The organism is Enterobacter cloacae complex sp. IR5422 (genome assembly GCF_049238165.1).
Classification (GTDB): domain Bacteria; phylum Pseudomonadota; class Gammaproteobacteria; order Enterobacterales; family Enterobacteriaceae; genus Enterobacter; species Enterobacter roggenkampii.
On record NZ_JBMKHT010000010.1, the window covers coordinates 59,727 to 71,916 of the forward strand.

10 protein-coding genes are annotated in these 12,190 nt (G+C 60.1%); 6 read left to right on the forward strand and 4 right to left on the reverse strand.

The window, feature by feature from the left end:
* The first annotated feature begins 12 nt into the window (after positions 1 to 12).
* From ACOTXT_RS07380 to ACOTXT_RS07395, 4 genes are all read left to right on the forward strand, one after another.
* Entirely contained in the window at positions 13 to 708 is a 696-nt protein-coding gene (locus tag ACOTXT_RS07380; protein WP_008500520.1) for a response regulator, read from the forward strand.
* Entirely contained in the window at positions 705 to 1,901 is a 1,197-nt protein-coding gene (locus tag ACOTXT_RS07385) for a sensor histidine kinase (RefSeq protein WP_055322331.1), read from the forward strand. The genes ACOTXT_RS07380 and ACOTXT_RS07385 overlap by 4 nt, the downstream gene beginning before the upstream one ends.
* Before the next feature lie 78 nt (positions 1,902 to 1,979).
* Positions 1,980 to 3,128: an efflux RND transporter periplasmic adaptor subunit gene (locus ACOTXT_RS07390; protein ID WP_095428956.1), complete on the forward strand. Its 1,149-nt coding sequence runs from the start codon at positions 1,980 to 1,982 to the stop codon at positions 3,126 to 3,128.
* The gene (locus tag ACOTXT_RS07395) at positions 3,125 to 6,202 is read left to right on the forward strand and encodes an efflux RND transporter permease subunit (RefSeq protein ID WP_333163833.1); all 3,078 of its coding nucleotides are present in this window, start codon (positions 3,125 to 3,127) and stop codon (positions 6,200 to 6,202) included. The genes ACOTXT_RS07390 and ACOTXT_RS07395 overlap by 4 nt, the downstream gene beginning before the upstream one ends.
* Before the next feature lie 18 nt (positions 6,203 to 6,220).
* Here the strand turns inward: ACOTXT_RS07395 and ACOTXT_RS07400 are convergent, their stop codons facing one another.
* On the reverse strand, positions 6,221 to 6,988 hold the full coding sequence (locus ACOTXT_RS07400; RefSeq protein ID WP_333163830.1) for an arylamine N-acetyltransferase family protein: 768 nt from the start codon (positions 6,986 to 6,988) through the stop codon (positions 6,221 to 6,223).
* 96 nt (positions 6,989 to 7,084) lie between these two features.
* On the opposite strand from ACOTXT_RS07400, the gene ACOTXT_RS07405 reads away from it, so the two are divergent.
* Complete coding sequence (locus ACOTXT_RS07405; RefSeq protein WP_333163827.1) at positions 7,085 to 8,530, forward strand: PLP-dependent aminotransferase family protein; 1,446 nt, start codon at positions 7,085 to 7,087, stop codon at positions 8,528 to 8,530.
* Here ACOTXT_RS07405 and ACOTXT_RS07410 read toward each other — a convergent pair.
* Positions 8,502 to 9,386, reverse strand: coding sequence for a LysR family transcriptional regulator (locus ACOTXT_RS07410; RefSeq protein WP_333163824.1), 885 nt, complete (start codon positions 9,384 to 9,386; stop codon positions 8,502 to 8,504). The two genes, ACOTXT_RS07405 and ACOTXT_RS07410, sit on opposite strands and share 29 nt — an antisense overlap.
* A 136-nt stretch (positions 9,387 to 9,522) precedes the next feature.
* On the opposite strand from ACOTXT_RS07410, the gene ACOTXT_RS07415 reads away from it, so the two are divergent.
* Positions 9,523 to 10,503 (forward strand): NAD(P)H-dependent flavin oxidoreductase, encoded by a 981-nt coding sequence (locus ACOTXT_RS07415; protein ID WP_046091844.1) that lies wholly within the window; start codon positions 9,523 to 9,525, stop codon positions 10,501 to 10,503.
* A gap of 66 nt (positions 10,504 to 10,569) precedes the next feature.
* Here ACOTXT_RS07415 and ACOTXT_RS07420 read toward each other — a convergent pair whose 3' ends face one another.
* Positions 10,570 to 11,016, reverse strand: coding sequence for a hypothetical protein (locus ACOTXT_RS07420; RefSeq protein ID WP_046091845.1), 447 nt, complete (start codon positions 11,014 to 11,016; stop codon positions 10,570 to 10,572).
* A gap of 75 nt (positions 11,017 to 11,091) precedes the next feature.
* Positions 11,092 to 12,147, reverse strand: coding sequence for an SDR family oxidoreductase (locus tag ACOTXT_RS07425; protein WP_021241166.1), 1,056 nt, complete (start codon positions 12,145 to 12,147; stop codon positions 11,092 to 11,094).
* Positions 12,148 to 12,190 lie beyond the last annotated feature (43 nt).

Below are 12,190 nucleotides of genomic sequence, written 5' to 3' on the forward strand. Positions count from 1 at the left end.
CAAGGTGAACGGATGTTATCCAGAAGAGTGCTGATTATTGAAGATGACGCCGACGCGGCTGGCGTGCTCGAAGCCTATTTACGGCGTGAAAATTACGACGTGACCATTACCGGAGACGGTCTTTCCGGGCTGGATATGGCGCAGCGGTGGAAGCCCGACCTCATCCTGCTGGACGTGATGCTGCCGGGACTTAACGGCACCGAGGTGCTGGCGGGCCTGCGTCGTAAAAGCGATGTGCCGGTGATCATGGTCACGGCCATGGGGGATACTCCCGATCGCATTGGCGCCCTGCGCTACGGTGCCGATGATTACGTGGTGAAGCCTTATCATCCGGGCGAAGTGGTGGCGCGGGTGCAGGCGGTGCTGCGGCGCAGCAGTAAAAAAGAGACCGAGGAAAAGATCCTTCGCTGGCAAACGCTGGCGGTGGATGTCGCCGCCATTGTGGCGTGCGTGGACAACGGCGACGACGCACCTGTGATGCTCGATCTTACGCCAACGGAATTCTCGCTTCTGGCAACGCTGCTGCGCTCGCCTGCGCACCCGTTTTCCCGCCAGTATTTACTGGAACACTGTTTGCCGGAAAGCGAGGCGCTGGAGCGCGTTGTCGACACCCATATTTATAACCTGCGTAAAAAACTTGAGGCCGTGGGTATTTCCGGCGTGCTGATCAACGTGCGCGGCGTGGGTTACAGGTTCAGACAGCCATGATAAAAAACCGGCACGCCTCTCTGTGGCGCTGGATTTGCGCGCGCATCCTGGCGCTGGCTATCGGCAGCGTGATCGTCATTGCCACCTGCATGTGGCTGCGCTATGCGGTACAGAACTACTGGATCATGGGCAGGATGCCGCCGGCAGTCCGGCAGGAGTTTCTGACGCTCAGCCAGAACCCGCAGGCCAATCCGGCCCGCTTCCACACGATTGTGGATACCTGGTGGGGCCTGAGCTATTCCACGCCGTCCATCGCCTCAGCGGACTGGGTCACGGTGGCCCTGCTGGTGCTGGTGATGATCCCGTTTATTGTGGTGATGGGGCTCAAACACGCCCGCCCGCTGGCGCTGCAGTTCAGCCGCCTTCGCGATGCGGCAAAGGATGTCGCCGAAGGGCAGTTTGGCCGTCAGGCAGAGCTGATCAAGGATGCACCGGCAGAAATGGTCAGCTTTGCGGCGGACTTTAACTCCATGACGGGGCAACTGGCCCGCTATGAGAAAGAGCTCCGCGCCTCGCACGTCGCGATGGCGCACGAGCTGCGCTCGCCCCTGACGGCCGCCATCGGGCGTCTGCAGGGCATGTTAGACGGCGTGTTTGATGCCAGCCCGGCGCAGCTGGGCATGGTGATGAAACAGCTCCAGCACCTCAACCGCCTCACCGACGAGCTCCACCTTCTCTCTTTGGCAGACGCGGGTAACCTTGTGCTGGAGGATCAGCCGTTCTGTCTGGATGAGCTGATTCAGGAGCGGGCTGCCTGGATCATGCCCCAGGCGGATGCGCATCATTTCAGGATAACGCTGCGTAACCCGCACACCAGCCCCTTCCGGGGCGATGCGTTCCGTATGGGGCAGGTCGTTACCATCCTCATGGAAAATGCGCTACGTTACGGACGCGAAGGCGGCCACCTTGAGGTGGCGCTGCATTACGCCAGCGGGCATTACATCCTCGAATTCACCGATGACGGGCCGGGCGTGTCGCCCCAGTTCTTACCGGAAATGTTTAAGCGTTTTAGCCGCGAGGAGCAGTCCCGCGCGCGGCATTCCGGCGGCAGCGGCCTCGGTTTGTCCATCGCCCGGGCGATTTGCGAGGCGCATGGGGGTGAGATTAGCGCGTCATTACCGGAAACCGGCGGCCTTGCGGTGCGCATTTTGTTGCCCTGGCAGCCGTCCGATAATGAAAATCTCCCCTCTTGATAAAGCCTTGACAGAACATCGAATCTTTCTCGACGTAGCGCGTATTTAATAACGCCATTCCCTTTATGGAGCGGCGTTATGTCAGACGAATTTTTTCTCTCCCTCCGCCACTGCCTGCATCATTTGTACGGCGTGGCGCGCACCCTTTCCTGGCTGCATTTTCTTCCCCTGGCCCTGCTTGCGCTGGCGATTTTTCCGCTGACCGGCTGCGGTGATAAACATGAAAACAAACCTGATCCAGTGCGTAAGGTACGCTACGTCGTCGTTGGCTCCGCCCAATCCCTTCCCGCGCTGGAAAGAACCGGTGAGATCCATGCCCACGATGAAACGACCCTGAGCTTTCGCACCGGAGGCCGGATACTGACGCGTAGCGTTGATATTGGCGACCGGGTCACTGCCGGACAGCTGCTGGCCACGCTTGATAATACGACCGGGCAAAACCAGCTCGACAGCGCCGCGGCCGACTATGAAGGCGCCAAAGCCTCAGCCCAGGTCGCCGCGCTTAACGTCAGTCGCATGCAAAAGCTTATGCCAACGGGCGCGATAGCCCGCACGCAGCTCGACAGCGCCCGGGCTGACTGGCTTGTCGCCCGCGCGCGCTTAAAAAGCAGCGAGGCCGCATGGCGAAATGCCCGCGAAAGCCTCGGCTGGACGCGCCTGATCGCGCCGCAAGCGGGCGTCATCACGGCCGTGAGCGCCTCTGCGGGACAGGTTGTCAGCGACGGCCAGTCCGTGCTGACGCTGGCGACCGGGGAAGCCCGCGACGTGGCGTTTGATATTGCCGCGCCCGATGCGATCCCGCCTCTGGATAAGGCGGTTTTGCAGGTTTCCCTGCTCGGCGACCCGTCGGTGCAGGCGTCTGCCCTGCTGCGGGATATCACCCCGCAGGCCGATCCTCAGACCCGCACGTGGCGCGTCAGAGCCACCCTGCAAAACCCGCCGGAGGCCATGGCGCTGGGCGCCAGCGTCACCGTGACGTTGCCCTCCGCCGCCCCGCACGGGTACGCGCTTCCCGCGTCGGCGCTGACCCGAGCCAGCGACAAACCGGCGGTTTTTGTGATTACCCCGCAGTCGCGGGCGCAGCTGCGCGTGGTGGTGCCCGTCGGCTATACGGCCACCTCCGTCATGATTGCCTCCGGCCTTGAGCCCGGCGACAGGGTGATTACGGCGGGCGTGAGCACATTACGACCCGGCGAGCCGGTGATGGCCGGAGAGGTTCAGCCATGAACACAGGATCGGAAGCCCAATTTAACCTCTCCGCCTGGGCGCTGAAGAACCAGCAGATGGTCAGCTTTTTCATGCTGCTGGTGATTGCGATGGGCGTGTTCTGCTATGAGAAGCTGCCGCGTAACGAAGATCCGGCATTCACCATTAAAACGGCCGTCGTCTCCGCACAGTGGCCGGGAGCCTCCGTGACGGATACCACCCGCCTGCTGACCGATACGCTTGAAAAAAAGCTGCAGGAAACGCCCTGGCTGGACTATCTCGAAAGTGAAACCCGTGCCGGACGCACCGTTATCCACGTCAACCTCCGTGACGATACGCCCCCGCAAAGCGTGCCCGATATCTGGTATCAGGTTCGCAAAAAAATGCAGGACATCGCGCCGTCCCTGCCCGAAGGGGTGCAGGGTCCTGCCGTGGATGACGAGTTTGACGACACGTTCGGCACAATTTACGCCTTTATTCCCGAAGGCTTCACGCTGCGGGAGGTGCGGGATAGCGCAGAGACAATACGGCGCGAGCTCATGTCCCTGCCGGATATGGGCAAAACCACCCTGCTGGGCGAACAGCAGGAGCAGTGGGTTCTCGCCTTTTCTCCGGCGCACCTGGCCGGTATGGGGCTGGATATTCAGGACGTTGCCGACGCCCTCCGGGCGCAAAACGCCGTTGTCCCGGCAGGAACGATGCGTACCGGGCAGGAGAACATGGCGATAAAGGTCAGCGGGGCGCTCACCACTGAAGAGAGTTTGCGCGCCGTCACGCTGCACGTTAACAATCGCTATATTCCGCTGACCGACATTGCCACCGTCACCCGGGAAATCGCCGAGCCACCGGCCCCAGCCTACCGGGTGAACGGCAAACCGGCTATCGGGCTGGCGGTGTCGATGGCGCCGACAGGCAACATGCTGCGTTTCGGTGCTGCGCTGAACGCAAAAATGGCGGCCCTCAGCGCCGGGCTGCCGCACGGTATTGAGATGGTGAAAGTCGCCGATCAGTCAGCGGTGGTGAGTGAAGCGGTAAGCGGGTTTATCCGGGTACTTATCGAAGCCGTTGTTATCGTGCTGGCGGTTTCATTTGTCTCGCTGGGTTTGCGGGCCGGACTGGTGGTGGCGACGGCCATTCCGCTGGTGCTTGCCATGACGTTTGTCGGCATGATGCTCGCCGGTATTGGCCTTCAGCGTATCTCGCTCGGGGCGCTGATCATTGCCCTGGGCCTGCTGGTGGATGACGCCATGATCGCCGTCGAAACGATGGTCTCCCGACTGGAAGCGGGGGATTCCCGCCGACTCGCGGCCACCTATGCATTCAAAACGACGGCCTTCCCGATGCTCACCGGTACTCTGGTCATGATTGCCGGTTTTATTCCCGTTGGTTTTGCGGCCTCCAGCGCCGGTGAATACTGCTTCTCCCTGTTTGCGGTGGTGCTCATCGCCCTGCTCTGCTCCTGGGCCGTCGCGATCCTGTTTTCGCCGCTAACGGGCACGTGGCTGCTGCCGGAAAAAGTCAGACATCACGCGGCAGGACCGGGACGGATCGCGCGCGGGTATGGACGGCTTTTACGCCTGGCGCTCCGCCACCGGCTCGCTACCGTACTGATTGCGCTTGCCGCGCTGGGGCTGTCAGCGTACGGCACGACGTTTATGCAGGGCGAGTTTTTCCCCGCCTCGGACCGGCCCGAGTTGCTGGTCAGCCTGACGCTTCCGGCCAACGCGTCGCAGCCGGAAACGCTCAGAGAGGTGGAAAAGCTGGAAAAAGCGCTGGCCGACAACAGCAATATCGATCGCTTTTCGACGTACGTTGGCTCAGGCGCCGTCCGTTTTTACCTGCCGATGGACGTGCTGCTGGAAAATGAAAATATCGCCCAGATGGTTGTGGTCGCGAAGGATCTTGCGGCGCGGGATCGTCTGCACGCACAGCTCAACACGATCCTGGCGACGCAATTTAGCGACATCATCACCCGCGTGTCGCCCCTTGAGCTGGGGCCTCCCGTCGGCTGGCCCATCAAATACCGGGTGAGCGGGCCGGATTATCTGCAGGTCCGGGCGCTTGCGAACCGTCTCACGGACGCGATTGGCCGCTCCCCGTTCTCACGCGACGTTAACCAGACGGCCGGAGAGCCGGAGAGGGTCATCACCCTTAAGGTGAATCAGACGGCGGCCAGAGCGGCGGGAATATCGTCAGAAAGCCTCGCCCGCACGCTGAATACCGTCTGGTCCGGCAGCGTTGTCACGTCCATCAGAGATAATGACCGCCTTGTCGACGTGGTGCTCAGGGCCGAGGACAGCGCGCGCCAGAGCACCGCCACCCTCTCCTCACTCACGATTCAGGGGAATGACGGTAAAAAAATTCCGCTCAGCGCCGTCGCAACGCCGGTCTGGGGCGTGGACGATCCGGTCATCTGGCGCCGCCAGCGCGTGCCCTTTATCACGGTACAAACCGACCTCGCCCCGGGGCTGAGGGCTGAAGCGGTATCCGCCGCGCTGCGTCCGGCGGTGGATAAACTGCGCGCGAGCCTGCCCGCAGGTTACAGCATTGAAGAAGGCGGCGCGGTTGCCGAATCGGATAAGGGGAACAGCTCCGTCTTTACCGTTCTTCCGGTCACGCTGGTCATCATGCTGTTGCTGCTGATGCTTCAGCTGCGGCGGTATTCCCGTATGCTGCTGGCGCTCCTGATGGCCCCGTTTGGTTTACCGGGGATCGTGCTGGCTATGCTGCCTGGCGGCACGCCGATGGGGTTTGTCGCGCTGCTGGGCGTCATCGCCCTGGCAGGGATGATCGTGCGTAACGCGGTAATATTGATTAGCGAGGTTGACAGCAATCTTGCTCAGGGGATGGCAAATGATGCCGCGATTATGGCGGCCGCGGAGCACCGGGCCAGACCCATCTGTCTGACCGCCTGCGCCGCCATTTTGGGCATGATCCCCATCTCTCACCAGGTTTTCTGGGGCCCAATGGCCTATGCCATCATCGGTGGGCTGCTGGCTGCGACGCTGGTGACGCTGACCGTGTTACCCGCGTCGTTTAGCCTGCTGTTACAGTGGGGGGCTCAGCGCAAAGCCGCAGCCGACGGGCCGGGCTGAGTCCCCATCTTTCTCCGATTACGCGGCGGTCAGCGCAAAACGGTCTTTCAGGACATGGCGGATGTCCTCCTCCGCCAGCTGCCGCGTTTCAGTGCCGTTCGCCGTGATGGTTTTCAGCATATCGCCCAGCAAAATCTGGCGTCCTTCCGGGCTGTGCTGCACCACCACCCGCTTCTGCACAAAAATAGCATCAGGATGCGTGGAGTTCAGGTAGTTGGCCGGAACGAAATCAATCCACTCCTGGGGCGTGAGATCGAAGCCGTATTGTCGGGCCCATTCGCCTTCCACCTTCGCCTCAAGCAAATACTCGCCCTCCGCGCTGCGGCTCAGGCGAAACGTGTCGAAATCCTGGGTGATTTCCACGTCAAGCGTGTCCAGCGCCATTGGCGCGCGGATGCCGTAGCTGCCGAACCCGAGATCGCAAAGCCACTGGCGGCTCTCCACCTCGGCGATGAGCGCCATATGGGTTTTCGGCCGCCGCGCGGGGTAGAACATCGGGCGCGCCGCCACGAAACGGTAAGGAATGCCGAGTGCTTTCAGCGCCATGGCAAAAAGCCCGTTCACCTCATAGCAGTAGCCACCGCGCCCTTTCTTTAACACCTTCTCGGCAATGTCGTCTGGTGCCAGCGAGACAATTTTCCCCGCCTGCACGTCCAGATTTTCAAAGGGAACGGAAAAGAGCTGATGACGCATCAGCGCATGCAGGGTGGTCGTATCGGCCGCCGCCGGCCCGGTGTAGTTTATGCGTTTGAAATACGAGGAAATGTCGAAATTATCGCTGTGCATAATGCCTCCTTGTCCTGAACATGCCGGACACTATAGATGGCGCACATCATTGGCTGTATAGTCAGTTTTATCGAAAATTAGCCTGAACAGATACCCATGTCTGCCCCCTCCCCACACTATCGCCGGATTGCTGAGCGTCTGCGCCTCACGCTCTCTTCAGGCGCATTGCGAGTCGGTGACCGGATGATCTCCGCGCGTAAACTGGCCGAACGCGAGCACGTGAGCCTTCCGACGGCGCTGGAGGCCCTTCGCTGCCTTGAGGCTGAAGGGCTGATCGTTGCGCGACCGCGTTCAGGTTATTACATCCACCAGATCAGCCTCCCTCCGCGCGCGGAGCCCGCGCGTTCCACGCCGGGCCCGGTGCCCGTGACTATGTCCGCCGTGGCCCGGTCGCTGTTCAGCAGTGCAGAAGCCCGGCTGATCCCGCTGGGCGCCGCCCTGCCCGATCCCGCGTGGCTGCCCGGGGAGGCGCTACAGCGGGCGTTACACTCCGCGGGTCGTCGTCTGGACGCGCATGGGCAGAGCTACAGCCTGCCGCCGGGAAGGCGTGATTTACGAAGCAAGATTGCGGCGCGTGCTGCGCAGTGGGGAGCTCGTTTCGGCGCGGACGATCTGATTATTACCGCGGGCGCGACGCAGGCGCTGCGCCTGGCCCTGCGGGCCGTGTGTCAGCCAGGTGATGTGGTGGCGGTGGAGCAGCCCGCCTACTTCGGCACGCTCCTGCTGCTGGAGGATTTAGGCCTGAAGGCCTTAGAAATCCCCACCGATCCTGCTGAAGGTCTGTTACTGGAACCGCTGGCTGACGCCATCCGCTGCCACCGTCCCGCGGCCGTCCTGGCCTCGCCCACCGTGCAAAACCCATTGGGTGCCAGCATGCCCGTCGCGCGCAAGCAGGAACTGGTTGCTCTGCTTGAAGAAGCCGGTATTCCTCTGATTGAAGACGACGTTTACGGTGACCTGGTCGGTGACGGGCAACGTCCTCCGGCCTGCAAAGCCTTCGACCAGAACGGGAATGTGATTTACTGCAGCTCCCTGTCTAAAACGCTTGCACCGGGGTGGCGAATCGGCTGGATTGCCGCCGGACGCTATTACCCGCAGGTCTTGCAGGCCCGCATGGCCGGAGACTGGGCCGGCGCGCCGCTGCTGGAAGCCGCGACGAGCGAGATGCTGGCAAACGGCGACTACGACCGTCACCTGCGGCGGCTAAAGCGGCGGATCGCAGAGGGAATCGCCGCCGTCGTGGTGCGGGTCAAGGCCAGTTTCCCCCCCGGTACCCGCGTAAACGTCCCCGAAGCTGGCTTTCTGCTGTGGGTAGAACTTCCTCCGCAGGTCAACGCGCTGGAGGTGCATCGCCGCGCGCTGGCGCGGGGTATTGGCGTCAGCCCCGGCCCCCTGTTTTCCCCTGGCGCAGAACTCACGCACTTTCTGCGGCTAAACTGTGCAAACGAACCGACGCCCCGCCTGCTCACTGCCGTGGAGCAGATTGGTGCGCTATGCCATGAGCTGGCCGCTTTCACACCAGACTCTCCAGCCACTCGGTAAATACCCGCACTTTGCGGGAGAGATGACGGTGTGGGTAGAGCAGTGACAGTTTGCGGTCCGGCGAACGATATTCAGGCAGGACCTCAACCAGCAGGTCGCGGTCAATGTAAGGCTGGAGAAAGAGATTCATTCCCTGCATTACCCCCAGCCCGGCCAGGCCTGCCGCGATGTAGGCCTCGGAGTTATCCACCACGAGCTTACCGGGTAGCGCGATCTCCGCAACGCCCTCTGGCGTGGTAAACGTCCACGGCTGAACGTGCCTGCTGCTGTTGTTAATCCAGTTAATCGCCTGATGCTTGCGTAAATCCTCCAGCGTTTCTGGCGTACCGTGTTCAGCCAGCCAGGCCGGGCTGGCGCAGGTCGTGATTTTAATGTTCCCGATTTTACGCGCGATATAGTCGCCGTCGTCCAGCTCGCCCACCCGCAGCACGCAGTCCAGACCGTCCCGCAGCATATCCCGACGGCGGTCAGAACTGCTCAGGATGATGTCGATATCAGGATGCTGACGATAAAAATCAGGCAGGTTGGGTATCACCCGCAGCGCCGCAAAAGAGATGGGCATATCCACACGCAGCTGGCCGTGTATCGGTCGATCGGCGCCAAACGACTCCAGTAATTCGTCCGCCTGCGCCAGCAGGGGTTTACTGCGGCGATAAAAGGCTTCCCCATCCGGCGTCAGGCTAATCCGACGCGTGGTGCGCTGCAGGAGCCGCGTGCCGCTGTGTTGTTCCAGAAGCTGCAGCGCTTTGGTCACTGCCGGGCGATGGACCTGCAGATTTTCCGCCGCCTGGGTAAGGCTCCCCGAGTCGACAATTTCAATAAAAATCCGGATAGATTCAAAGAGGTTTATTTGCATAAGGGGTATTTTTTGCCGCGCGCAGAATAAAATGATTGTTATTAATTTTATAACAGTGATGAATTTTTCTGGCTATTTTTCCTAACAATCTTCCTCTCTACACTCTCCCTCATTCAAACGTAAGGGAGAGTCTGCTATGAAAAATAACCGTATCTGTCAGATCCTGGGTATCGAAAAGCCCGTTATTCAGGGACCGTTATCCTGGCTTACTGATGCCCGTTTAGTGGCCGCGGTCAGCAATGCCGGAGGACTCGGCGTGCTGGGCCCCAACGCCGGTTTAACCGCCGATACCGCGGTCTCCACGCCGGAAGCAACCGCCGAAAAAATGCGGGAAGAAATTCGGAAAACCAAACGGCTGACCGAAAAACCCTTCGGCGTGAACCTGATCCCCACCGCCGTTAATGACGTCTGGACCGGGCCAATTCTTAAGGTGGTAAAAGAGGAAGGCGTCAGGGCCGTGGTGTATACGGGCTATGGGGAAGGCAGCATTATTCCCGCGCTGTTCAATGAGTTAAAAGAGGCGGGCATTGCCATTATCTACCGCGACATCAATCCCACGCCGGAAAATACCCTTCTGGCTGAAGAAATGGGGGCAGACATCATCGTCGCCACCGGTTTTGATGAGGGTGGGACGTTACCCGCGACGGCGCTGGGTACCTTTTCCATCGTGCCGCTGATTGCCGATGCCGTGAAGCACGTCCCGGTGATGGCGGCGGGCGGTATAACCGATAATCGCACCGCCAGAGCGGCGCATGCGTTAGGGGCGGAAGGCGTGTTTGCCGGCTCGGTGTTTATCAGTACCGAAGAAAGCCGCGTGCCGCAGGGGGTCAAAGAGAAAATTGTTGCCGCCAACGGCCTGGACCTGCTGCTTTTCCGCACTGTCCCCCACTACTATCGTTCTCTCCCCGGCAAGCTGGCGGAAAAACTGGCGGCGATGGATAAAGCTGGCGCAAGCAACGAAGCGCTGGGCAAGGCGATGGGCGGATTACGGGGCCTGCGCCTGGGCATGCTGGAAGGTAACACCGATGAAGGCTATATCGCGCTCGGCACGGGGATTGGGAATATCCGCAGCGTGAAAAGCGTGGCCGAGGTTGTCGATGCGTTAACGGTTGAGTAAGCCCTTAACCCTGATGCTATGGGCGCTGCACAGGAGCAGCGTCCGCAAACCGTCTGCGGTTCTTTTTCACACATTGAGGATTGCGCGTTCTTTAATGACAGCGTCAGGATTGGCACGTTTTACCGCTACCAGAAAAGCCGTGAAGTTATGATTCCAGAGGGTAAGATTGTTATAAAACTGCACCTGCTTTTCATTAACACCATCACGGTAAATAACAATCCAGACCCGTCTGCTGTTTATCTCGGTATTCCCCGGCCCGATTTTAATGATGTTAGCCAGCGCAATTTTACGGGTGGCGTTGTTTTTAACTTCATATAAAAACTGGTCATCATAAAACCAGGTTTTACCTCCATTCCCGCCAAATATTGAGGGACTGGCAGAGATCTTTTTCATCCCGTTACGGTCTGAAATGATACGTTTTGCCTGGCGAATGCGTCTGACCAAAAAGCTTAACAGAATGAGAAGCGCAATGAGGGGCAGAGCGACTGATATCATTTTTAGACTTTCGTGCATATCCCTGCCCCACAATACATTCATTTTAACGCGTGAGTATAACGCGCCGATCGTTGATGACAACAACCCTTACGGTCAGGGAATAATCCGCGCGGCTCTCAACTGCGCAAACAGGTGGAAAAACATCTCATCCGTCGCCTGCATTTGCGTAAAGCCCGCCCTGCGCAGCTTGCTCCCGTCACCAAACATGTCGTAATTCCAGCTAAAGACAAAATCGGCAAACCGCCCGTCGCTCAGCTGCAGAATATCCGCTTCCACCAGCCGCTCTCCGGCAAGCTCGCGCCATACGCCGCGATAGTCCGTAAACAGCTGATGAAATGACAGCCTCACCGGCGGTGCAGAGTCCAGGTCAAACCAGCGTGCGATGCGCGGCCAGAGCTCGCTCCAGCGCCAGATATCGCCATTATTCACGTTGAACGCCTGATTCTGTGCCGCAGGTGACGCGGCGGCCCACAGCGTTGCCTCGGCCAGCAGCCCGGCGTCGGTATGGTCAACGATACTGTGCCAGGTCTGTTCCGAACCGGGAAAACGCAACGGTAAACCCAGCGCCTTGCACAGGGAGGCGTACAGGGCAATGCTCAGCGCAAGGTTCATGGCATTGCCCGGTACCGCACTCCCTACCACGCCCGGCCTGATGGCATTCCAGTGCCAGCGCTTTCCCCGCTGAAACTGGCTGAGCCACGCAAGCTGCGCGGCGTTAAATTCGGCACCCGGTACGACGGGATCGCTTTCGCGCGCCGGGGTTTTAAACGGCCCCAGATGCGCGCCGTAGACCTTGTACCCCTGCATCAGGCTTACCGTCTGCAAAGGTGCCGTTTTTTCGAGGATGCTGACCAGATTACGCAGCATGGTGACGTTCGGCTCAACCATGTCTTCCCAGTTCGCCGCGTTCGCCCAGGCGCTGTAAAAGAGATGGGTGGCACCGTCCAGGGAGCGCAGCGCCCGGGCGCTGTCCTTTTCATCCAGTAAATCGATCTTGACCATCGGAATGCCGTCAGGATGCGACCCGGCATGGCGGCTAAGGCCGATCACCTGCCACTGATGGTGCAGGAGCGTGTTGACCATCTGTCTGCCGACAATGCCGCTGGCGCCCGCGACCAGAGCGACGTTGTGTTGCTGCCTATTATTCATGGTATTTCTCCGGAAAGGGTGACAGACGCAGTGTGATATATTA